We start from the raw sequence: 24712 nt of genomic DNA, 5'->3' as shown, positions 1-24712 counted from the left end.
TGCGCCTGACCGACAGGGATAACAGCTTGCGCCGCTTCGAGGAAGACCGCTTCGGCCTCTTCATCCATTGGGGACTGTACGCGGTGTCCGCGAGACAAGAATGGATCCAGAGCCACGAGCGGCTGACGAAGGAGCAATACCGGCGTTACTTCGACCGCTTCGATCCGAAGCGATACGATCCGAAGGCATGGGCGCGCGCGGCGAAGGACGCCGGTTGCCGTTACGCGGTTCTGACCACCAAGCACCACGACGGCTTCTGCCTGTTCGATAGCGCGTTGACCGACTTCAAGGCGACCAACGGGCCGGCCGGCAGGGACCTCGTTCGAGAATACGTCGACGCGTTCCGGGCGGAGGGCCTCGGCGTCGGCTTCTATTATTCTCTCATCGATTGGAACCATGAGCATTACGCTGCCTACGGCGAATGGCCTCATCCGATGCGCGACAGCGAAGCGTTCAAGGAAGAATTCCGCGATTGGGACCTGTACGTCGCCTACATGCACGATCAGGTGAGGGAGCTGTTGACTAGCTACGGCAAGATCGACTACTTGTTCTTCGACTTCTCTTTCGGCGGATTCAAAGGCGAGAAGTGGAGGGCGACGGAGCTGGTCCGCATGATCCGCGAGCTGCAGCCCGGCATTCTGATCAACAACCGGCTCGGCGCGGATCTGTTCCGCGACGATCCGGAGCCGTACGCCGGCGACTTCGAATCGTCGGAGCAAATCCTGCCGCCCGAAGGAATGCGAACCGCGTCCGGTAAGCCGATTCCGTGGGAAGCATGCGTCACGATGAACGAGCATTGGGGCTATTGCGCCCACGGCAGCCAATACAAGACGGCGGCGCAGCTTGTCCGCGCGCTCGTCGAGTGCGTCAGCAAGGGCGGCAACTTCCTGCTGAACGTCGGGCCGACCGCCTACGGCGAAATTCCGACCGAATCGCTGCGGCTGCTCGGGGAGATCGGCGCGTGGATGCGGGATAACGGAGAGAGCATCTACGGCTGCACGGAAGCCGCATTCGCCAAGCCGGACTGGGGGCGATTCACGCAGCGCGGCGACAAGCTGTATGCCCACGTGTTCGAGAGACCGATCGGGCCGATCGACTTGCGGGGGCTGAACGGTCGAATCGGCTTCGCGCGGCTGCTGTCCGACGGCTCCGAAGCTCGCCTCATCCGGCCGTGGAACGTGGACCGGTATCCGGACGACGCGTTCCTCGCGTTCCACAACAAGCTGGACAGCAACGAAGCCGAGACCGGCCCGGGCTTGCCGTGCAAGATCGATACCGTCGTGGAGCTGGAGTTGATCGGCGAGTAGGATGCGGAACGAGTTAGATGAACGCCCCAAATATACCTTCTATTAATAAGGAGAGATTCCCCATGAGAAAAATCCGTCTGCAAGACCTGTCCGTCCGCGAGAAAATCGGTCAAACCGTCGTCGTCCTGTCCAACCGCGCCAACGAGCGCGAGAAGTACGGCAGCCTTGCCGCGATGCTGGAGCAATACCCGGTCGGAGGCTTCTTCGTCGGCGCGGAGATGATCAAGGACGTCATGACCGGCAACACGCGCGAGCAAGTGAAGGAAGCGACGCGCCAATACAACGAAGCGACGAAGCTGCCGCTCATCTACGCCTCGGACTTCGAGAACGGCTGCGGCAACATGATCTCCGGCATGACGAAGCTGCCGCAGCCGATGGCGCTGGGCGCTGCCCGCTCGGAGCAGCTGGCGTACGATTACGGCAAAGCGACAGCGCTCGAAGCGCAGCAAGTCGGCGTCAACTGGACGTTCTCGCCGGTCGCCGACCTGAATATGAACCGCAACAATCCGATCACGAACATCCGCGCGCTGTCGGACAAGCCGGTATGGGCGATCCCGTTGCTGAAGGCGTTCGTCCGCGGCATGCAGGAGCACCGGCTGGCGGCGACGGCGAAGCACTTCCCGGGAGACGGCGTCGATTATCGCGACCAGCACATGATGACGACGCTCAACTCCCTTCCGTTCGAGGAATGGCTGACGCACCACGGCGCGATGTTCCAAGCGGTCATCGACGACGGCGTCGCCTCGATTATGACCGGCCATATCGCGCTGCCTTCTTACCAGCACCAGCTCGAACCGAACGGCCGCAGATTGCCGGCGACGCTCGCCGAAGAACTCACGCTTAAGCTCCTGAAGCAAGAGATGGGCTTCCGCGGCGTCGTCGTCTCCGACGCGCTCGTCATGGGCGGCTACCTGAAGTGGTTCCCGCAGGACGAGGCGTACGTGAAGAGCATGATCGCGGGCACGGACATGATGCTATGGCCGGAGTTCACGTACTTCGAGCGGATGGAGCGGGCGCTCGACAACGGCGAAATCTCGATGGAGCGTCTCGACGACGCCGTCCTGCGCGTCCTGCAGCTGAAGCAGCGCCTCGGCCTCCTCGAGCTCGATGCCGAAGAAGCCGCACCGGACTACAGCATGGCCGTCAAGCCGGAAGTTAGCTTCGAGGAAGCTGACGCGTATGCGCTCAACACCGCCCGCGCGGTCGCGGAACGGAGCCTAACGCTCATGAGCGACGAGAACGGCATGCTGCCGCTCGCGGCGAATCAGATCAACAACGTGCTGATCGTCGGCATCTGCCCGGCGGACGCGGACTTCGAAGAGCTCGCGCACCTCAAATCCGCGTTCGAATCACGCGGCATCCAAGCCGAGCTGAAGCGCAACATCTGGTACGAGGAGCTGGTCAAGCGCGAGGACGAATTCGACTTGATCGTGTTCGCGCCGGCCGTCCGCCCGCACCGTCCGATGGGACCGCTCGGCCTGTCCAAGGACGAGGCGTCCACCGCGTGGAGCGCGTTCACCGCCGGCCGCGACAAGACGATCGTCGTCTCGTTCGGCTCGCCGTACGTCATGAACGATTACTTCGATATGGCGCCCGTCCGCATTAACGCTTACGGCAACGTTCCGGCCTCGCACGAAGCGTTCGTCGGCGCGATCTTCGGACAATTCGCGTTCGCGGGCGAATCCCCGGTCTCCAACCTATAACGAGGTAGCAATATACGTTTCATACAGTCGCCAAAAGGACGTTACAGGGCGTAAAGTTCATTATCGACAGTATCCAATACCGCCCGAAGCCGTCCATAATGGGCATCAGAACGAGGGGCGCAAGCTCCTCGGCACAGAAACAGAAACCGAGGTGATCCAGCATGCTTAGAAAGATTCCATTCCTCAGAAGCAAGACGACGGAGCTGAGCCTGCTCTTCCTCCCCGGCTTCCTGTTCTTCCTGGTGCTCGCCTACGTGCCGATGGTCGGCGTCATTATCGCCTTCAAAGACTACAACATCCGCAAGGGCATCTTCGGAAGCGACTGGGTCGGCTTCGAGAACTTCAAGTTCTTCTTCGCCAGCGATACGGCGTGGCGGGTGACGCGCAACACGATTCTGTACAGCCTCAGCTACATCTTCGTCACGCTGATCGTCTCGCTCGCGCTCGCCATTCTATTGAACGAGCTGACGCGCAGATGGGTCAAGGTGCACCAGACGATCATGTTCCTGCCGTACTTCCTCTCGTGGGTGCTCGTCTCGTATATCGCGAACGCGTTCCTCGACCACCAGAACGGCTTCATCAACTCGACGCTGCTCTCGCTCGGACTGGAGAAGATCGAATGGTACTTCGGGTCGCAATATTGGCCCTACATTCTTAATATCGTGCATCTATGGAAAGCGGTCGGCTTCAGCGTCCTGCTCTACTACGCGGGAATCATGGGCATCGACCAGACGTATTACGAGGCGGCCCGGATCGACGGCGCGAACAAGCGGCAGATGGCTTGGCGCATCACGATCCCGCTGCTGACGCCGCTCATTACGATTCTATTGATCCTATCGATCGGCGGGATGTTCCGGGGCGACTTCGGCCTGCATTACTTCGTCACGAACAACACCGGCATGATCTATTCCTCCACGGACATCATCGACACGTACGTATTCCGGGCGCTCAGGCAGATCGGCGACATCTCGATGTCCGCGGCGGTCAGCTTCTTCCAATCGATCGTCGGGTTCGTTCTCGTGCTGCTCGCCAACTGGGCCGTCCGAAAAATCAACGACGAGAACGCCTTATGGTAGAAAGGAGCTGACCTCATGCATACGGCAACCGCGCAACCCGAAGTCCGAGCGCGCCGGCGTACGGCGCCCGGCGAGGGCAGTTCGATCTCCCGCAGGCTGATCAACGCGTTCTTCATCGCGTTCTCGATCTGCATCTTCGTCCCGTTCCTGCTCGTCGTCATCTCCTCGTTCACCGCGGAGAGCGACATTCTGAAGCACGGCTACCGGTTCTTGCCGAGCGAGCTGTCGCTCGAAGGGTACCGGATCGTCTTCCAATCGCCGACGATTCTGCTGAAGGCTTACTGGGTGACGATCATGGTCACCGTCATCGGCACCGCGTTCGGGCTCCTCATGACGGCGATGACCGGGTGGGTGCTCTCTCGCCGGGATTACCGGTTCAACCGTCTCGCGACGTTCTACGTGTTCTTCACGATGCTGTTCGGCGGCGGACTCGTCCCGTTCTACATTCTGATGACGCAATATTTGCACCTGAGAGACAGCTTGCTGGCGATCATTATTCCGGGGCTCCTGAGCCCGTTCCATATTATGGTCATGAAAGGCTTCCTGCAGAAAATCCCGTTCGAGATGGTCGAATCCGCCAAGATGGACGGAGCGAGCGAGATGCGCATCTTCTTCACGATGGTGCTGCCGCTTACGACGCCCGCGCTTGCCACGATCGGCCTCATGATCTCGTTCAACTATTGGAACGAGTGGTTCAACGCGATGCTGTTCATCGACAAGCCGAACCTCGCGACGTTGCAATTGCTGCTCATCCGCATGCTGAACACGATCGAGTATTTGACCGCGAACACCGACTTCGTCAAGCAGCTCAACATCGACGTCTCCCAGCTGCCGAAGTACAGCGTCCGCATGGCGATGGCGATCATGGCCGCGGGACCGATGCTCTGCGTCTTCCCGTTCTTCCAGCGCTATTTCGTCTCGGGCCTCACGCTCGGCTCGCTGAAGGGGTAAGCGTCCCTCTCCGGGAACACATGGCCGAAGGCAACCCGTTTTGCTGCAGCGACGGGTTCCCAAACGGGTCATTTTCCAACATAATATAGAAATCAGGGAGGTTGTCCAAGCATGAAGAAACGGAGTCTGGGATTAGCGTCCGTGCTTGCTCTGTCCTTGGCGCTAAGCGCCTGCGGCGGGAACAACAACAATAACGACGGTAACGCGGCATCGCCAAGCGCGTCGCCGAGCGCATCGCCGAGCGCGAGCGCTCCGGCGTCCTCCGAGGAGCCGGCGCCTACGCTAGAGCCGGTCACCCTGAAGTGGTACTACGTGCAATTCGGCATTCCGCAAGATCAGCAAGCGGTAGCCGATGAATTCAACAAAATGACGCAACAACTGATCAACACGACGGTCGAACTCATTCCGATCGACGGCGGCGATTACGAGAACAAATTGAACACGATCGTCGCCGCGAACGACGACTACGATATCGTCTGGACGTCCAGCTGGATGTTCAAATATATCGATAACGTCAACAAAGGCGCGTTCCTCGAAATTACCGACGAAATGCTCGACAAATACGCGCCGACGATCAAGAGCAGCTTCTCGGACGTCGCCTGGAGCGACGTGAAGGTGAACGGCAAGCTGTACGCGATTCCGAACTTCCAGACGTTCACGAAGACGCCGGGCTTCGTCATCCAGAAGCGGTTCGTCGACAAGTACAACTTCGACACGACGAACGTGAAGACGTACAAGGATCTCGAGCCGTTGCTCGAACAGATCAAGCAGAACGAGCCGGGCGTGACGCCGTTCGCCATGAGCAAAGACTTCACGATGCTGAACGAAGCGTACGGCATGCAATGGCTCGGCGGCGTTCATTACAAGATCGACGATCCGTTCACGGTCATTAACCCGCTCGAGACGCCGGAGTATAAGACTCACTTGGAACTGATGCGCAGCTGGCGCGAGAAGGGCTACACGAACGAAGACGCGGCGACGGTAACCGACCTGAAGCCGCTGCTTAACTCGGGCAACGCGGCGGTCCTGCAAGACTTCACGCTCGCTCCGGGCAGCGAAGCCGGCAAGAAAGCGGACTTCGGCGGCAACGAAGTCGTGTACGCGCCGATCTCGACGCCGATCTTCACGGGCGTTACGCCGACGATGAACGCGATCAACTACAACTCCAAGCACGCGGACCGCGCGCTCATGCTGCTCGAGCTGCTGAACACGAACGCGGACCTGTTCAACCTGCTGACGTTCGGCATCGAAGGCAAGCACTATACCAAAGTCGGCGACAACACGATCAAGATCAACGACGACGGCGGATACAAAGCGAACTCCGGCTGGATTTTCGGCAACGTCACGAACGGTTACCTGCTTGAAGGCCAACCGGCAGATACGTGGGACCGCGTGAAGAAGCTCAACGACACGGCCATCATTCCCGCGCTTAGCGGCTTCAACTTCAACGGCGACTCCACGAAGGCCGAAGGCGCCAACATGGACGCGCTCATCAAGGAGTACGGACCGGGCCTCGAGACGGGGACGATCGATCCGGCCAAGTATTTGACGACGCTCAATGACAAGATGAAGAAAGTCGGCGTCGACGCGGTCATGCAAGAGAAGCAACGTCAGCTCGACGAATGGGCTGCCGCCAACGGCAAGCAATAACGCCAAAGTCCAAGGGCCGTTTCCGATTCCGGAGACGGCCTTTGAGACCGTCGACGCGACCCTTAACAAATCCATCATAAAAGGTGACGAAGATGGCCCTATTCACATCCTTGAAATCGAAACGATACTTGCAAAAAATATGGCTGTCCATCACCTTGTTATCGGTCGTCCTGCTGCTGGTGACGGCCTTCTCCATTCTGTTCACGTCCGAGCGCACGGTGCTGAACGTCCAGCAACGCGCCAACGAGAAGCTGCTCGGGCAAATCCGGTACAACGTCTCCCAAATGAACGAAATCGTCGCGGATACGGCCCAGACGCTGTTCCTGAACAACGACGTTAAAATATTGCGTTACGCGAAAACCGACGACGAGCTCATGTACCAGCGGATCGACGCGCTCGATACGTACGTCGGAACGTCATCGTTCCTGCATTCGGTGTTCATCTATAACGGCAACATGGACCGGTTCTATATCGGCAACGGCAACATTCGCGCGATCCGTCCGGCGTACGAGGAGAAGTTCAGGGCGATGCTGTCCGAAGCCGGACAGTCGACGAAGCGGAAGCTGATTCCGGTCGATCTCGGCCAGTCGGACGGCACGTTCCGCAAGGTCGACTTCTTCAGCTACTTGCTCTACGATCCGAGCGCGAAGCGCGGCATCGACGACGCGCTCATCCTGAACGTCAAGTCGCAATGGCTGTTCGACAACTTGGATCTGATCGCGAAGGAGGAAGGACAGCAGACCGGCCAAGCGTTCCTCATGGACGACGACGGCCGAATCTTGAACGCGCGCAACCGGATCGATCCCACGGTGCCCGAGTTGGCCGAGCGCCTGCACGAGCTGCTCGCCCAAGGAGAGACGAGCGGATACGAGGTCATTCGGATCGGCGGGGAGAAGCAAGTCGTGTCGTTCATGAAGGCGGGCCTGCAGGATTGGACGCTCATCCACGCGCAGCCGTACGCGGAAGTACTCAGTCAAGTGCAGCGGCTGCGCTATACGACGATATTGCTCACGGTCGTCTTCCTCGCGCTCACGGTGTCGATCGCGATGATCATCTCCAGGCGTCTGTATCGCCCGTTCGACCAGATGTTCCGTTCGATCGTCTCCAAGACGCCGGACGAGCTGCAGCAGACGGGGCAGTCGCGGGACGAGATGGCGGTGCTCGCCGGCTTGTACGGGAACATGATCGACCGGGTGAAGCTGGCCGATTCGAAGATCGAAGAGAACAAGTGGATTCTGAAGCGCTACACGATGAGAAGGCTCGTGCAGGAGAGCGAGACGATGACCGCGGCCGAATGGGAGACCGAGGCGCGAGGGCAAGGACTCGACGTTCGCCCCGAGGGCCGATTCACGGTCTGCGTCGCCCGGCTGGATGACGTCGCGGCGATGTCCCGCGGTCCGAACGCGGGCGATCATCGGCTATACCATTACGCGATCTCCAACATCGCGGAGGAGATCGTCGGCCGGGCGCACGCGATCGCGGTCGTGGAACCGAAGCCGGACCATCTCGTCTTCCTCGTGCAATCTCGCGAGCCGGTGGAAGAATCGCTCATCGAGCTGCTCGAGGAATTGCAGTCGGTCGTCAAGTCGTTCTACCGGGTGACGTTCTCCGTCGCCGTCGGGGAGACGTTCCAAGGCAGCCGGAGCATGTCGGCGCAGTACGCGAAGACGCTCAACCAATCGGTATATAAGCTGTTCTACGGCAAGCAGTCTATCATTACGGCGGAGATGGCGGCGAAGCACGAGCGTTCGGACGATATCGCCATCCCGTCCGATCTCGAGCGCCGCATCATCGAAGGCATCCGTTCCGGCAACTGGGACGCGCTCGAGCCGTCGTTCGAGAAGTTCGTCGAGCTGGCGGGCACGATGTCCTACGATAACTGCGTCCATGCGCTGTCATACTTGTCTATCGTCATCAAGCGGACGGTGGCGGAGGTGAACGAGAACAAGCTGCGGCCGATTCCGACGACCGACCTGTACCGGTTGCACGCGGAAGTGATGGAGCGGGAGACGCTGGACGAGATGAAGGCGGTATTCGCGAAGGTGCTGCAGCCGCTATGCGCCTCGCGCCAGGACGAGAAGGAGCTCGATCGCAACGCGCTGCTCATCGACGCGATCAAGGAGATCGTGCAGGCGAACTACACCGATCTGAATCTGAGCCTGCAGAGCGTATCCGATCTGCTCAAGATGTCGTCGGTGTACGTCGGGCGGCTGTTCAAGAAGGCGGAAGGGCTGTCGATCGCCGACTACATTACCGAGGTGCGGCTGGAGCAGACGGAGCGGTTGCTCGAGAAAGGCGACTACACCGTCAACGAGATCATGGAAGCGTCGGGCTTCAGCAACCAGAGCCACTTCTTCCGGGCGTTCAAGAAGAAGTTCGGCACGACGCCGCGGGAGTACCGGATGAAGAAGCTGTTGTCTTAAGCGGAAGCGAAGCCACATACGAACAACAAGAGCCGTTCCCCGGTCGTCGGCGACTTCCGGGGGCGGCTCTTGTACGCAATCAAGGACTACCGGATCGATACATTATTGCCAGATTGACCGACCGCTCGCGGTTGATAGTAATCTATGGAATGTATCGTATACGGAGGCGGTTGCCGCATGGCATTATGAAAGCGCTTCACCAATTCGAGCAATCAAAGGAGGAACAGTAACATGTCCAATGCAAGGCCGCTTCGCAATGTCGTATGGCTCGCAATCGCCGCACTGCTATTCACGGTATTATCGCTTGGCTCGTTCGTCTCCACCGCTCACGCGGCATCGAATTATTACGTCAGTCCGTCGGGCAACAACGCGACGGGCAACGGTACGCAGGCGAATCCGTGGAAGACGGTCGCCTACGCCGCCTCGCAGGTGGCGGGAGGGCAAGGGCATACGATCGTCATGACGGCGGGCACGTTCGTCGAGACGGCGGCGATCCAACTCGCTCCCGGGGTGAATCTGACCGGAGCGGGCGTGTCGCAGACGACGCTTAGCGCCGGCGCGATCCCGAATCCGGGGACGGGCAACTCGGTGCTCGTGCAGTTGCACTCCGGCTCCAAGACGAACGGCAGCCAGACGGTCAGCGGCTTCACGATCAACGGCCAGAGCAAGGCGCTCGAAGGCGGCATCCACGTTCAAGGGCGGGACAACGTCGTCATCCACGACGTTAACGTGACGAACACCGCGCACACCGGCATCCGGGCGATCGCCGGCTGGACGGCCGGAGACCATGCAGCGCCTTCGTTCTACAACACGGGCATCCAGATCTACAACTGCGTGCTGACGAACACGGCGCACGACTTGACCGGCTGGACGTCGGGCGCGATGTCGCTCGGCGGTCTCGACGGCGCGCTTATTCATCACAACACGATCAACGAGACCGAAGGTTACGGCATCAAGTTCGAGAACTACGGCTGGTTCAAGGGCATTAAAGTATACAACAACACGGTCAATACGAATAGCGTCGACGTCTTATGGGGCTCGGACGCCACGATCGAATTCTGGAACATCTACGAGAATAGCGAAATCTACAATAATACGCTCAACAACTGGGTATCGATCGTCAACAAGGTGCAGGCGACGGGCACGAGCCTGCTGTTCCACGATAATACGGAGATCGTGACGGACGATCTCAACGAGAGCGTCGGCATCGAGCTCGCCGCGGGCAACGCCAAGGTGTACAACAACTACTTCGAGCAGACGCGCTGGGGCGTCGGCATGTGGCAGGAGAAGTACATCGGCAATAACGAGATCTACAACAACGTATTCTACAACCGCGTGCTACCGACCGAGGAATGGAACGCCGGCATCTACTTTGAGAACGCGAACGTCGGTTACGCGTACGACAACAACAAGATCTACAACAACCACTTCACCCGGTTCGAGCAGGCGGTCTGGTACAAGTCGGTCGGCAACTCCCCGATCACGAACACGAAGTTCCAGAACAACGTCGCGACCGACATGCAATACGCCTTCGTACTGACGGCAAGCGACACGCAATATCTCGTCGACACGACGATGACGCACAACGTGCTGTACAATGTCCCGACGCCGCTTATCCGCGCGTACGGCAGCACGCCGGTCAACCTGAACATCTCGAACAACTTGACGGGCAACCCGGGTCTGACGGGCAGCGGCGCGAAGCCCGATCCGTTCTTCCGTCCGGCTTCGGCGACGAGCCTCGTCGTCAACGCGGGGACGAACGTCGGCTTGCCTTACAGCGGTTCGGCGCCGGACATCGGCAGATACGAATGGACCGGCAGCGGCGGGGGCGGCGATACGCAAGCGCCGACCGCGCCGACCGGACTGTCGTCGCCGTCGAAGACGGATACGACCGTCTCGCTCTCTTGGACGGCGTCCACGGACAACGTCGGCGTGAGCGGCTACGACGTCTACCGCGGGGGGGCGAAGGTGAATTCGTCGCTCGTAACCGGAACTTCTTACACGGATTCGGGATTGGCCGCCAGCACGGCGTATTCGTACACGGTGAAGGCGAAGGACGCGGCCGGCAACGAGTCGGCGGCCAGCTCCGCGCTGAACGTTACGACGAACGCTTCTAGCGGCGGCGGCACGCCGACGTTCTTCAAGGGTATCAACTTCAACGGCGGGGCGGTCACGATCGGCGGCAACGCCTGGCTCGCGGAGAGCGCGGCGGGCTTGACGCTCGGCACGGTCAGCCGCGCGTCTACGACGGTGACGCCGTCCCCGGCGGTCGATAGCGCGACGAGCTCCATGCTGAACACGGCGATCTGGAACTCGACGGGCTTGAACGTCGCCCAATCGCTGGCGAACGGCACGTATCAAGTGTACGTATGGGTCATCGAGAACCATCAGAGCAATTACCGCACGTTCAACGTGAAGCTCGAAGGCACGCAGGTCACTTCGTCTCCGATCGGCTCGCTCGCGCTCGGAAGCTGGGCGAAGTACGGACCGTATAACGTGACGATGTCCGACGGCACGCTGAACATGGAACTCGTCAAAGTCACGGGCGATCCGCACGTCATGGGCATGGAAATTTACTCGACGAGCGGCGGAGGCGGAGGCGGCGACACGCAGGCGCCGACCGCGCCGACCGGATTGACTTCCCCGTCGAAGACCGACACGACCGTATCGCTGTCGTGGTCGGCGTCGACGGATAACGTAGGCGTGAGCGGCTACGACGTGTACCGCGGAACGACGAAGGTCAATACGTCGCTCGTGACGGGTACGACCTATACGGTCACGGGACTGACCGCGAGCACGGCGTACGCATTCACGGTCAAAGCGAAGGATGCGGCCGGCAACGAGTCGTCGGCCAGCTCCGCGCTGAACGTGACGACGAACGCGCCGCCGTCTTCGGGCACGAGTTACGAAGCCGAAGCGACGGGCAACACGCTCGGCGGAGGCGCTTGGCGCGCTTCGTGCGGCACGTGCTCGGGCGGGCAGGCGGTCAAGAATATCGGCAACAACGACGGCACGCTGCAGGTGAACGGCGTCAGCGCGTCGTCGGCCGGTTCCTATTCGGTGAAGATCTATTACTTGAACGGGGACGTTTCCGCCCGTACGTCGCTCGTCAGCGTGAACGGCGGGGCCGCGACGACCGTCAGCTTCCCGGCCACGGGCAGCTGGACGACGGTAGGGTCCGTCACGATCGCGGTTAACCTGAACGCGGGGGCGAACACGATCAAGTTCTCGCATAATGCCGGCTCCTACGGGCCGGACTTCGATAAGATCGAGCGATTATAATTCCTCTTCATAGCCAACAACCCCGGCCGCTTCCCGGCCGGGGTTGTTCTCGCTTCGCCGTCTTTAATTAATAGCCAGCTTTGAGGATGATGACGAGCAGGACGAATAATACGAGTGCGAAGGCAGCTGCGCCCATACCTCCGCCACCACATCCAACGCCTTCATTTGCTACAGGGTATCCCATGGATATCACCACCGCGTTTTATTGTGATGAATCATCACGCTGACAGTTTATGCGGAGGTAATCTTACCGGGACGGGGCAATCACCCAATTGCTCGCAGGTTCCGCGAATGTACGCCCTCGGAACAGGCGGGGGCTATTGCACGTGCAGCTCTCGCAGCACTTCTTCGATGCTGAGGTTCCGCTTCTTGATTTCCCTCAGCAGCATTTGGATGAATTCGTCGTCGGGGGAGAAGGGAGCCGCGTCGTTGAAGCGGCTGATCAACAGCTCGTCGTCCATTCGTTGCACGGTATCCGTCATGTCGCGCATTCGGTTCGACCGCCTTTCTTCGCTTTGTTGCCTTCATTGTAGCCCTGAAGTTTTAAGAAAGTTGGTTTACAATTATTAGCAATGTATTAGCATATTGGCGTGTCCCGGCGCGGATGACGGGGGCGGGCGGGGGAGAAATTAGAGGGGCAAACCATTATCCGATTCATCAAGGAGGCTGCAAATTGAAAAAGGTGTTGTTAAGCTCGTTGTTGGTGGGCAGTCTATCGGTCGCCGCCGTCGCGCCGACGTTCGCGAGCGTCCCTACTGACATGACGATCAAGCAAATGACGACGGGTCACGGCTTGGCGGCGAACGGCATGACGAACAACAACGTGAACAACGGCAACGGCGTCGACCTGAATCCGTTCGATAACAACGGCAACGGAACGCGCCTCGGTAACGATGCAAGGCGCCTCGGCAACGATGTCCGCAGCGGCTTGGACCGGACGTTCGGCACGAACGGCACGGGCACGTATTCGCCGAATGGCGCCGTTACGAACAACGGCTACGGAACCTACGACCGGACGCGAATGAACGCCTACCGCGGCATGAGCACGACGAGCAACGGGGTGCGCACGAACAACTACCGCGCGGCCGCCGCTACCGACAATGACGACGGATTCGATTGGGGCTGGCTCGGTCTGCTCGGCTTGCTCGGTTTGGCCGGCATGCGCGGCAGAAGCCGCGACGGCGTAAGATAACGGCAAGTAGCAGTGGGAGAGGGATCTCCGGCCCGTCGAGGCAGTTTCTCGGCTGGACGGGGATTTTTTATTATGCGCTTGTTAGCATAAAATTATGTTACACTACGATCAAAGAGGGGAGACGTACGGATGACAAAGTGGCATGGCGGCATATGGAAACGGCTGGCGTCTCCGCTGAACCGGATGGAAGGAAAGCTGTTCATCGTCTTCCTGTTTCTTATTATTTTGCCGATCGGGGTCCTTAGCTACATCTCCGCCGAACGGTACAGCGATTCCATCGAGCGCAACACGGTTACATACGTATCGGAAATTTCGGACAAGATGATCGACAAGCTCGACGACTACATGGAGGACATGAAGAAGATCTCGATCATTCCTTCCTACTTGGACGAGATCAAGGAAGGGTTGCGCATCTCGAACCGTTATTACGAGACGATGCCGATGCACGCGAACGATCCCGAGACGCTCGAGACCGACACGAAGGGCGGGTTGTCGAACGAGGAACTGCAGCTGCTCCGGCGGGTCGAGGGAAGCATCTACTTCCTGAACAACATCAAGAGCGCGGGCTCCAACTCCGTATATTTGTTCGACCGGTACGGTCATTATTATTTCACGACGAAGAGCGAAGGCATACGGACGGATCTGAAGTCGGTGTACGATGATTGGCGGTCGCTCGCGTACGCGCAGCACGGAACGCCGGTGCTCGTCAGCACGCAGGAAGTCAGCGGACGCTCGGGCAGCCGCTACGTATTCACGGTCGTGCGCGAAATCATCGATACGAACTTCGAATCGCTCGGCATGATCGCCGTCGACGCCAACATCGATGTCATCGAAGACATCGTGAAGGATCTCGATAACGCGACGGGAGGCACGACGCTCATCGTGGATAATGCGGGTCGGGTCGTGTTCGATAGCGAGAAGAAGTACTTGGCGCAGAATCTGCAATCCAGCGACCTGCTCGAGCAAGCCTCGGGAGCGGGAGGAAGCTTCCATACGAATATCGAAGGCGAATCCGTGCTGTCCATCTATCGCGAATCCCAGCACACGGGGTGGAAAATCTTCGTCGCGATCCCCCAGGACAACCTGATGTGGGACGCGATCCGCATCCGTAACGTGACGGTAGCCTCGGCGTTCGCGATTATCGGGTTCGCGCTCGTCATCTCGCTCATTCTGACGTTCGCGCTGACGAAGCCGCTGCGTTCTCTCGTACGCCTCATGAAAACGGTGCAAACCGGCAATCTGGAGGTTACGTTCCCGGTACGCGGGCGAGACGAGATCGGCGTCGTCGGCAGCGCCTTCAATCGGATGGTGACCAGAGTCCGATCGCTGATCGACGACGTGTACAAGGCGGGCCAGCGCAAGAACGAAGCGGAGCTAGAGGCGCTTCAGAACCAGATCAATCCGCACTTCATCTATAATACGCTCGAATCGATCCGGATGACGGCCGTCATCAACGACGATACCGAAGTGAGCGACATGACGCAGCTGCTCGGCAAGCTGCTGCGGTACGGCATCGGCTCCGGCACGGAGACGGTTCCGCTGTCCAAGGAGCTGGAGCATCTGGAAATTTATCTTCAGCTGTTGAATTACCGTTACGGCAGCAATCGGTTCGCGCTGTCGCTGGAAGCGGATCGCATGGACATGCAGTCGCCGGTCATGAAGCTGTTGTTCCAGCCGATCGTGGAGAACGCGGTCTATCACGGCATGGACGAGTCGAAGCCGAACATGACGATCCGGCTGCGCTGCGAGGAAGCCGGGCCGGACCGCCTGTATACGATCTCCGACGACGGCGTCGGCATGGACGAAGCGACGCTGAGGCGGCTGCGCGCCGCGTTGGACGATCCCGAGCGCAAGACGTCCGAAGGCGGACGCGGCATCGGCATGAGGAACGTCCATGAGAGGCTGAAGCTGCGTTTCGGCGAGAACTACGGCATTACGGTAGAGAGCGCGCCCGGCGTCGGAACGGACGTAACGGTGCGCATACCGATCGAGCAACCGAGGGGAGATACGACCGCATGATACCGATCGCCGTCGTGGACGACGAAGAACGAATCCGGCAAGGACTCGCGAAGTTAATCGAGCAATCCGGAGAACAATATAAGGTGACGGGGATCTTCGCCAGCGGGGCGGAGCTGCTCGCGCAGTTGGACGAGCTCGACGTCGAGCTGGTCATTACGGATATCAAGATGCCGAAGATGAACGGACTGGAGCTGATCGAGAGGCTGAGGGATCGGAAGCCGAACCTGAAGATCGCGATCGTAAGCGGGTTCGACGATTTCACGTTCGCCCGCCAAGCGCTGCGGTACGGCATCGAAGACTACATGCTGAAGCCGGTAGACAAGTCCGAGCTGGAGCAGCTGCTGCGCAAAGTCGGCGACAGCCTGGCGCAGGAGCGGGAACGGGAGCATGCGCGGGAGGAAGATCAGCTCGGGTTGTTGCTGTTCAACGAAGCGGAGCAACTGCCGAAGCATCTGCGCGACGAGACGTCCAAGGCGCTGGAGCTGTCGCCTTCGTTCATCGAGCCGTACGCGGTGTTCGTTATCCGCGGGCGGACGGAGATGTCCGCTCGGATCATCGATACCGCGACGGCCGGATGGCTGCCGAGGCGCAAGGTGCTCGAGGGAGACGATGCCTATGCGCTCGTCGTCTGGCTGAGCAGCACCGATCACGCCGAGCGGGCCAAAGAGATCGGACAGACGCTGCTGCAGCGGCTGCCCGTCGCGTTCGAAGGGCGGATCGGCGGCAGCGGCGTGTTCCGCGGCGCGACATGGCTGCGGGAAGCTTGCCGGCAGGCGGAGCAGGCGCTTCAGCATGCGTGGTTTACGGCCGGCCGCGGCGGCTTCGCCGATTATGCCTCGATTCCGAAACGGCAACATGCGGCGCAGCGCCTGCCCGTGCTTTTGGACAAGGAGTTCCACGATATGATGGCGTTGACGGAGTTCGTCCGGGCGCAGGAATCGATCGTCAAGTGGATCAAGGCGTGCAGGGAGGAGCGGCCGACGTGGCCGGAGCTTCGCGAAGGATGCGAGACGGTGCTTGCCTTCATCCGGCGTTACGGGACGGCGAAGGCGGGGGAACCGGAAGCGGCTCCGCAGCCGGTGGCCGCTTGCGAACCTCATCGGTACGCGGACTTCGACGCGTTCTCGCGATTTTACCTTGCGGAGGTCGCCGAGGAGTTCCGGCTGCTGCAGGAGTCGCGGCAGGAGAATCGAGTCGTGGAGACGGTTAAGTCGTACATCCTGCAACATTATACCGAGGAGCTGGAGTTGAACCGGCTTGCCGAGGAAGTATACTTAACGCCGAGCTATCTCAGCAAGCTGTTCAAGACCGAGACCGGGGAGACGATCACCGAGTACCTCATCTCGGTGCGGATCGACCGGGCCAAGGAGCTGCTTCGCGAGCTCACCGCTCTGAAGACGTACGAGATCGGAGAGAAGGTCGGATATGCAGATCCGGCCTACTTCAACAAAGTGTTCAAGAAGGTCGTCGGCTGCACGCCGAAGGAGTACAGAGACCGCGTTAGGTAGATATTATCTAAATAGAAGACAATGAAAACAAACACAGACTATTAAATTCAATAACAAAACGTCTTATAATATTCGTGAAAGCGTTTCCTGACAGGATTGTCAACGTGTGGACCGAGAGGCAGGGGAATTTCATTGAATTTAAGCTATAAGGCGCAGAGAACGATCATTCTATTCGGATTCCTGACGATTCCGCTCGCTCTGCTATGCGCGTTCTCGCTCTACCCGGCGGCCGCGCTGTTCTACTTCAGCTTCACGGACTGGGACGGGCTCGGCTTCGACCAGACTTGGATCGGCTTGGACAACTACAAGGAAGTGTTCTCGCGGCCCGAAATCTTCGGCGCGTTCAAGAACAACCTGTACTACTTCGTCGGCGGATTGACGCAGACGGCCATTGCCCTCTACTTCGCCGTCATCCTGAACGGCAAGCTGCGCGGCCGGTACGCCTTCCGAGTGTTGCTGTTCCTGCCTTACGTGCTGCATAGCGTGGCGACGGTCATCATGTTCAAGAACGTGTACCACGCGGAGTACGGCTCCCTGAACGTATTCCTGGGCGCGCTCGGCCTGGAATCGTGGCAGCAAATGTGGCTCGGCGATCCGAAGCTCGTGAACTTCTCGCTGGCGTTCATCTCGATGTGGAAGTATTTCGGCCTCAGCATGGTCATCTTCATCGGCGCGCTGCAATCGATTCCGAACGACCAATACGAAGCCGCGAAGATCGACGGCGCGGGAAGCTGGCAGACTTTCCGCTTCATAACGCTGCCTAGCCTGCGCAGAGTCATCGAGCTGATGCTCGTCCTGACGCTGACCGGAGCGCTCGAAGCGTTCGATATTCCGTTCGTCATGATGCTCGGCGCGAACGGCACCTCGACGTTCGTCATCCAGACGGTGGACATGGCGTTCAAGTTCGAGAACTTCGGACTGGCGTCCGCGATGGCGGTCATCCTGCTGTTCATCGTGCTGTTCTTCATCGTCATCCAGCGTAAAGTGCTGTTCAGGGGGGACAACTAACATGCTACGCAGAGAAGGCACCGTCACGACCCTGAAATACCTGTCGCTGCTCGCCGGCGTATTCATCGTCTTCTTCCCGATCTACTCGGTGCTCGTCGGCGCGTTCAAGACGAAGGAAGAATACTATCAGACCGGACTCGCGCTTCCGAACGACTGGTTCAACTTCGACAACTTCCAGCGCGTGTTCGAGGTCGGCAAGCTCGGTCTCGGCTTCCAGAACATCGCGATCATTCTCGTCGTCGCCATCTTGGGCAACATCATGCTCGGCACGATGGTGGCGTACGCCCTCGGACGGTTCGAGTTCAAGCTCAGAACGCCGATCATCGGCTTGTACTTGGTCGCGCAAGTCATTCCGCTCGTAACGACGCAGGTCGCGACGTTCAGCGTCATCAAGTGGCTCGGCGTGTACAACACGATCAAAGCGCCGATGCTGCTGTACATGGGCGCGGACGTGCTGCAGATCGTCATCTACCTGCAATTCGTCAACAGCATTCCTCGGGACCTCGACGAGAGCGCGATGATCGAAGGCGCTTCGCTGTTCAAGATTTACCGCTCGATCATCTTCCCGCTGCTCGGGCCTGCGACGGCGACGCTCGTCATCCTGAAGACGATCTCGATCTACAACGACTTCTACGTGCCGTTCCTCTACATGCCTTCGCAGAAGCTGAAGGTCGTATCGACGGCGATCTACGGGTTCGTCGGACCTAACGCGGCGCAGATGAACGTCATTTCGGCGGGCATCCTCATCATCTTCATACCGACGGTCGTTATCTTCTTGCTGCTGCAACGGTTTATTTTCGCCGGAGTCACGAACGGAGCGGTCAAGTAACGAACGCGACACGATCGGTATCGCTAACGCCTGGGATATGTTATGATAACAATTAGTTTTTGTTATCATCGTCCCGGGCTTTTTTTTATTGCATGTTCTTTTGCGAAGAAGCGGAGTTGAGCGAGTCATGTCCAGAAAAATAACGATGCAGCAAATCGCGGACCAAGTCGGCGTCTCGAAGTTCGCCGTCTCCAAGGCGCTCTCGGGCAAGTCCGGCGTCAGTCCGGAGACGCGGGAGAAAATCATCCAGGCCGCGACGCAGCTCGGCTACTTCGTGCAGAAGCGCGTGCGTCCGACCGTGGCCCGGTCCCAGCCGGCGAAGCCCGCTGCGGGCCATCGCAACACGATTATCGTGCTCATCCCGAACGTGCGCGAGCAGACGCGGCAGTCGACGTTCTGGGGACGCATTATCGACGGAATCACGAACGGGCTCGAAGAGAACCATCTCGGAATGATGATCGTCACCGAACATATGACGGACAACTTCGCGCGGCTGATTAATCCCGAGGCGGTGCTCGGCTTGGTCGGCGTCGGCCACATCTCGAACCAGCTGCTTCTCGAGATCCGCAACCTCGGCATTCCGTTCGTGCTCGTCGACCACGAAGATCCGCTCATCCCTTCGGACGTGCTGTTCATGAACAATTACGAATGCGTGCGCCGGACGACGAACTACTTGCTCGGCGTCGGCCACCGCATGCTGCAATTCGTCGGCAACATTCGGTATTCCCGCAGCTTCTACGACCGTTGGCTTGGCTTCCGTTCGATGATGGAGGAGCAGAGCATGCCGCTGAACCAGCAGGCGGAGCTGCTGGCCTTCGAAGGCGAGAACCGGTCGGAGATGACCGAGCGGCTTGAGGTCATTATCGGCCGCATGCACGCGGACGGAACGTTGCCGACGGCGTTCGTCTGCGCCAACGATTCGATCGCGATCTGCGTCATGACGGTGCTCCTGAAGCTGGGCGTCGACGTGCCGGGAAGGTGCTCGGTCGCCGGCTTCGACAACATCGAGGACGCCGCGCTCGCCAGCCCGAAGCTCAGCACCGTCCACGTGAACAAGGAAGCGCTCGGACAGCGCGCCGTCGATACGCTGCTCTGGCGCGTCGAACACCCGGACGGGCCGAAGGAGAAGATTCTGCTCGCCGGGGATTTGCTGATCCGCGAGTCGACGGCGGCCGTTGCCGGAGCGTCCGGGACTTCCGCGAAAAACAAATAAGATGCTGCTGAACCCGCCATTTTCTAATGGCGGGTTTTGTTATGGCGACGGAGGTACGAGTATTCCCGCCTATTGCCCGCAGGAGCGCCGATTGTCGGTGCGCCAGTAACCCGGCTATTCCCGCCTATTGTCCACTGGAGCGCCGATTGTTTTCCAGAACCCGGCTATTCCCGCCTATTGGCCGCCGGATCGTCGATTGTTCCTCAGTAACCCGGCTATTCCCGCCTATTGACCGCCGATTGTTCCCCGGTAACCCGGCTATTCCCACCTATTGACCGTAGGAGCGCCGAATGTACGCCAGTAACCCGGCTATTCCCGCCTATTGTCCGCCGGAGAGCCGATTGTTCCTCAGTAACCCGGTTATTCCCGCCTATTGGCCTCCGGAGCGCCGAAAGTTCCTCAGTAACCCGGCTATTCCCGCCTATTGCTCGCCGGAGCGCCGATTGTTCTCCGGTAACCCGGCTTTGCCCGCCTATTGCCCGCAGGAGCGCCGATTGTCTTCCAGTAACCCGGTTATTCACGCCTATTGTCCGCCGGAGCGCCGATTGTTCCTCGGTAACCCGACTTTTCCCGCCTATTGGCCGCTGGAGCGCCGATTGTTCCTCAGTACCTCAGTAGCCCGACTTTTCCCGCCTATTGGCCGCCGGAGCGCCGAATGTTTCCCGATAACCCGGCTATTCCCGCCTATTGTCCGCTGGAGCGCCGATTGTTCTCCAGTAACCCGACTTTTCCCGCCTATTGAGCGCCGGAGCGCCGATTGTTTTCCAGAACCCGGCTATTCCCGCCTATTGGCCGCCGGATCGTCGATTGTTCCTCAGTAACCCGGCTATTCCCGCCTATTGACCGCCGATTGTTCCCCGGTAACCCGGCTATTCCCACCTATTGACCGTAGGAGCGCCGAATGTACGCCAGTAACCCGGCTATTCCCGGCTATTGGCCGCCGGAGCGCCGATTTTTCCTCAGTAGCATTCTACGTTGATCCTAGTTGGCCAAACTAAGGTTGACAACGATTCGTATGGTGTTACAATTTGTTTGAGTGTTGTTATTATATTATGCAAACAAATTGTATTTTGTTAGCTATGGAGGAGGAACGGACCAATGAAAGTCTGGAACGAAGTCGTTAACGGCATGACGTGGGGCTGGACCGGCGTTCGCGGAACTTGGGGCGGGCCGGAAGCGGAGCATTCGATGCTCGCGATGAGCAAAGTCGGCGTCAACTGGGTCGCGATCGCGCTAGGCGCGCTGCAGGAGACGGCGCAGTCGACAAGCATCTCGTACGGCGACGATGCTGCGGGCTCTACGGTAACGGACGACGAGGTGAGATGGGCGATCCGCAAGGCGAAGTCGCTCGGGTTGAAAGTATGCATGAAGCCGGTCGTCAATTGCGCGAACGGCACGTGGCGGGCACATATTTGCTTCTTCCAAGATGACGTTCCCGGCGAACCGAGCTGGGGAGATTGGTTCGCATCGTATACGGACTTCATCGTGCATTACGCGCGCATCGCCGAGGAAGAAGGCTGCGAGATGCTGTGCGTCGGCTGCGAGATGGTACAAGCCGATAGCCGCGATGCGGAATGGCGCGCGTTGATCGCGGCGGTTCGCGAAGTATACTCCGGGCTCGTTACTTACAACTGCGATAAATACCAGGAAGACCGGCTCACGTGGTGGGACGCGGTCGATATCATCTCGTCGAGCGGCTATTATCCGATCGGCGAATGGGAATCGCATCTCGATCGCATCGAAGCGGTGTTGAAGCGTTGGGAGAAGCCGTTCTTCTTCATGGAAGGCGGTTGCCCGAGCCGCGAGGGCTCCGCGCAGCGGCCGAACGACTGGTCGCTCCCGGGCGCTCCTTCCGAGCGAGAGCAGGCGGACTATTACCGCGTCATGTTCGAGGCGTGCGAGAAGCGGGATTGGATGCGAGGCTACATGCTGTGGGATTGGCCGGCGAAGCTGTACGACGCGGCGGACGCGTCCCGCAACGACGACTATTGCATGTACGGCAAAGTAGCGGAAGCGATCGTGCGCGATTATTACGCGTCGCGAATCGCCAGCGCTGCCAGCAAGGAGGAGAAAGCGACCCAATGAACGGACAGTTGACGAACGCAAGCTGGCGCGCGGAGCTGGAAGAGGAACTGAAGAACAACATCCTCGGCTTCTGGATGCGCCATACGATCGACGAGAAGCACGGCGGATTTGTCGGGGAGATCAAGCACGACATGACGGTCGTCGGGGACGCGGACAAGGGGCTCGTGCTGAACGCGCGCATTCTATGGACGTTCGCGAGCGCTTATCGGGTGTATAAGGACGATCGGTATTTGACGATAGCGGAGCGTGCGTACGCCGAATTGGACGCGAAGTTCAGGGACCGAGAGCACGGCGGATTGTATTGGATGGTCGACGCGCACGGCCGTCCGGTGCAGGACAAGAAGCAGGTGTACGGTCAAGCGTTCGCGATCTACGCGCTCGCCGAGTACAATCGCGCGACCGGCAACGAAGGCGCGCTCGACTGGGCGAAGGAACTGTACTTGCTCCTCGAGAAGCACGCCTATGAACCGGCGCACCGTGGGTACATCGAAGCGCTCGCGGCGGACTGGACGCAGACGGGAGACCTGTCGCTCAGCGGCAAAGACCTCAACGAGCGCAAGTCGATGAACACGCACCTTCACGTTCTCGAAGCGTACACGAACCTGTACCGCGTCTGGAAGCCGGAAGGGCTGCGCTTGAAGCTGGCGGACCTGATCGATATTCACCTGGCTAAAATCGTAAACGCGGACAACCATCACTTCCTGCTTTTCTTCGACGACGAATGGAACTCGAAAAGCGAGCACGTCTCCTACGGGCACGATATCGAGGGCAGCTGGCTCATCTGCGAAGCGGCGGACGTGCTGGGCGACGAGGCGTTGATCGCCCGCGCGCGGAGGGAAGCGCTGGCGATGGCGGACGCGACGATCGCGGAAGGCATCGACGCCGACGGCGGGGTATTCAACGAGGCGGACGGACACGGGCATCTCGACGATTCGAAGGATTGGTGGCCGCAAGCGGAAGCGATGGTCGGTTTCCTGAACGCGTACCAGCTGACGGGCGAGGAGAAGTACAGGCAAGCCGCCCTGAACAGCTGGCGCTTCGCGAAGACGTATATGGTCGACTCGGTTAACGGAGAATGGCATTGGCAAGTGACGCGAGAAGGAGTTCCGGTAACGACGCATCCGAAGGTCGATCCGTGGAAGTGCCCGTACCATAACGGACGCGCTTGCATGGAAGGCATGGAGCGACTGGCTCATCTCGAAGCGAGTCATTAACAATTAAAATCGCGAAGATCACACGGGAGGAACATGAAAATGAGCGAATTCATGAACAAACTGCGCGGATTGAAAGCGGGGCACGACGCGTTGATCAACCGTCCGAACAAGCCGGCGGCGCAGGGCAACGGCATTTACGACCGGTACGAGAACCCGATTCTGACGAACGAGCATGCGCCGATCCATTGGCGGTACGATCTGAACCCGGAGACGAATCCGTTCTTGATGGAGCGCATCGGCGTGAACGCCGCGTTCAATCCGGGAGCGATCGAGCTGAACGGGAAATACTACCTGATGGTGAGAACCGAAGGCGTTGACCGGAAGTCGTTCTTCGCGGTCGCGGAGAGCGACAGCCCGACGGAAGGGTTCAAGTTCTGGGACTACCCGGTTCGTCTTCCGGAGACGGAAGACCCCGACGTCAACGTGTACGACATGCGTCTTGTGAAGCATGAAGACGGCTGGATCTACGGCTTGTTCTGTTCGGAGCGCAAAGACCCGAACGCGCCGGCGGGCGACTTGTCCAGCGCCGTCGCGCAGGGCGGCATCGCGCGTACGAAAGACTTGGTCAGCTGGGAGCGGTTGCCGGACTTGAAGACGCCGTCGGCGCAGCAACGCAACGTCGTTCTCCATCCGGAATTCGTGGACGGCAAGTATGCGTTCTACACGCGTCCGCAAGACGGCTTCATCGACGCGGGCTCCGGCGGCGGCATCGGATGGGGCTTGTCCGAGAGCATGAATCCGGCGGTCGTGGACAAGGAGATTATCGTCGACGAGCGGAAGTACCATACGATCAAGGAAGTGAAGAACGGCCAAGGCCCGGCGCCGATCAAGACGGACCGCGGCTGGCTGCATATCGCCCACGGCGTCCGCAACACGGCGGCAGGTTTGCGCTACGTCGTCTACATGTTCATGACGGACTTGCGCGAGCCGCATAAGCTGATTCACGCGCCGGGCGGACACCTGATCGCGCCGGAAGGCATCGAGCGGGTCGGCGACGTTTCGAACGTTATTTTCTGCAATGGCTTGATTGCCAAAGACAACGGAGAAGTGTATATTTACTACGCTTCCTCGGATACGCGCATCCATGTCGCCGCGACGACGGTCGACAAGCTCGTCGACGCGTGCTTGAACACGCCGGAGGATCCGCTCCGTTCGGCCGCGTGCGTCGATCAACGCTGCGAACTGATCGCGCGCAACCTCGAGCTGATGAGCAAGCCGGAATTCGCGTTTCTGAGAGATTAATCGCATTCGA

General features: G+C 59.4%; 17 protein-coding genes. 16 read left to right on the top strand and 1 reads right to left on the bottom strand.

The annotated features are described in order from the left end of the window. Window positions 1–5: 5 nt before the first annotated feature. The 7 genes from ACFQZG_RS04785 (at window position 6) to ACFQZG_RS04755 (ending at window position 12392) form a co-directional block, all read left to right on the top strand. Entirely contained in the window at window positions 6–1307 is a 1302-nt protein-coding gene (locus ACFQZG_RS04785; protein WP_378150444.1) for an alpha-L-fucosidase, read from the top strand. A gap of 62 nt (window positions 1308–1369) precedes the next feature. Further along, entirely contained in the window at window positions 1370–3010 is a 1641-nt protein-coding gene (locus ACFQZG_RS04780) for a glycoside hydrolase family 3 protein (protein ID WP_378150388.1), read from the top strand. Between the two features lie 161 nt (window positions 3011–3171). After that, window positions 3172–4086, top strand: a complete 915-nt coding sequence (locus tag ACFQZG_RS04775; RefSeq protein WP_378150386.1) for an ABC transporter permease subunit — start codon at window positions 3172–3174, stop codon at window positions 4084–4086. Window positions 4087–4101: 15 nt separating this feature from the next. Beyond that, the gene (locus ACFQZG_RS04770; RefSeq protein WP_378150384.1) at window positions 4102–5037 is read left to right on the top strand and encodes a carbohydrate ABC transporter permease; all 936 of its coding nucleotides are present in this window, start codon (window positions 4102–4104) and stop codon (window positions 5035–5037) included. A gap of 111 nt (window positions 5038–5148) precedes the next feature. Continuing rightward, a complete protein-coding gene (locus tag ACFQZG_RS04765) occupies window positions 5149–6687 on the top strand; it encodes an ABC transporter substrate-binding protein (protein ID WP_378150382.1) in 1539 nt (512 codons plus the stop codon). Window positions 6688–6797: 110 nt separating this feature from the next. Further along, on the top strand, window positions 6798–9110 hold the full coding sequence (locus ACFQZG_RS04760; RefSeq protein WP_378150381.1) for an AraC family transcriptional regulator: 2313 nt from the start codon (window positions 6798–6800) through the stop codon (window positions 9108–9110). A 231-nt stretch (window positions 9111–9341) separates the two neighbouring features. Next, on the top strand, window positions 9342–12392 hold the full coding sequence (locus tag ACFQZG_RS04755; RefSeq protein ID WP_378150379.1) for a fibronectin type III domain-containing protein: 3051 nt from the start codon (window positions 9342–9344) through the stop codon (window positions 12390–12392). A gap of 317 nt (window positions 12393–12709) precedes the next feature. Here ACFQZG_RS04755 and sda read toward each other — a convergent pair whose 3' ends face one another. Then, complete coding sequence (gene sda / locus ACFQZG_RS04750) at window positions 12710–12883, bottom strand: sporulation histidine kinase inhibitor Sda (RefSeq protein ID WP_378150377.1); 174 nt, start codon at window positions 12881–12883, stop codon at window positions 12710–12712. A gap of 191 nt (window positions 12884–13074) precedes the next feature. On the opposite strand from sda, the gene ACFQZG_RS04745 reads away from it, so the two are divergent. The 9 genes from ACFQZG_RS04745 (at window position 13075) to ACFQZG_RS04705 (ending at window position 24702) form a co-directional block, all read left to right on the top strand. After that, on the top strand, window positions 13075–13584 hold the full coding sequence (locus tag ACFQZG_RS04745) for a WGxxGxxG family protein (RefSeq protein ID WP_378150443.1): 510 nt from the start codon (window positions 13075–13077) through the stop codon (window positions 13582–13584). A gap of 129 nt (window positions 13585–13713) precedes the next feature. Further along, a complete protein-coding gene (locus tag ACFQZG_RS04740) occupies window positions 13714–15603 on the top strand; it encodes a sensor histidine kinase (protein ID WP_378150376.1) in 1890 nt (629 codons plus the stop codon). Then, window positions 15600–17111, top strand: a complete 1512-nt coding sequence (locus ACFQZG_RS04735; RefSeq protein ID WP_378150374.1) for a response regulator — start codon at window positions 15600–15602, stop codon at window positions 17109–17111. The genes ACFQZG_RS04740 and ACFQZG_RS04735 overlap by 4 nt, the downstream gene beginning before the upstream one ends. 132 nt (window positions 17112–17243) lie before the next feature. Beyond that, window positions 17244–18119 carry a carbohydrate ABC transporter permease gene (locus ACFQZG_RS04730; protein WP_378150372.1) on the top strand — a complete coding sequence of 292 codons (876 nt, stop codon included), beginning with the start codon at window positions 17244–17246 and terminating at the stop codon, window positions 18117–18119. A gap of 1 nt (window position 18120) precedes the next feature. Next, entirely contained in the window at window positions 18121–18948 is an 828-nt protein-coding gene (locus tag ACFQZG_RS04725) for a carbohydrate ABC transporter permease (RefSeq protein WP_378150370.1), read from the top strand. A gap of 127 nt (window positions 18949–19075) precedes the next feature. After that, window positions 19076–20161, top strand: coding sequence for a substrate-binding domain-containing protein (locus tag ACFQZG_RS04720; RefSeq protein ID WP_378150368.1), 1086 nt, complete (start codon window positions 19076–19078; stop codon window positions 20159–20161). Between the two features lie 1098 nt (window positions 20162–21259). Further along, entirely contained in the window at window positions 21260–22246 is a 987-nt protein-coding gene (locus ACFQZG_RS04715) for a glycoside hydrolase family 113 (RefSeq protein WP_378150366.1), read from the top strand. Then, a complete protein-coding gene (locus tag ACFQZG_RS04710; protein ID WP_378150365.1) occupies window positions 22243–23460 on the top strand; it encodes an AGE family epimerase/isomerase in 1218 nt (405 codons plus the stop codon). The genes ACFQZG_RS04715 and ACFQZG_RS04710 overlap by 4 nt, the downstream gene beginning before the upstream one ends. 33 nt (window positions 23461–23493) lie before the next feature. Beyond that, a complete protein-coding gene (locus ACFQZG_RS04705; protein WP_378150364.1) occupies window positions 23494–24702 on the top strand; it encodes a glycoside hydrolase family 130 protein in 1209 nt (402 codons plus the stop codon). Window positions 24703–24712 lie beyond the last annotated feature (10 nt).

Source organism: Cohnella sp. GCM10027633 (assembly GCF_042675445.1).
Taxonomy (GTDB): Bacteria; Bacillota; Bacilli; order Paenibacillales; family Paenibacillaceae; genus Cohnella.
The sequence above is the reverse complement of the archived record's forward strand: the minus strand, read 5'-3'. Positions and strand labels throughout refer to the sequence as shown.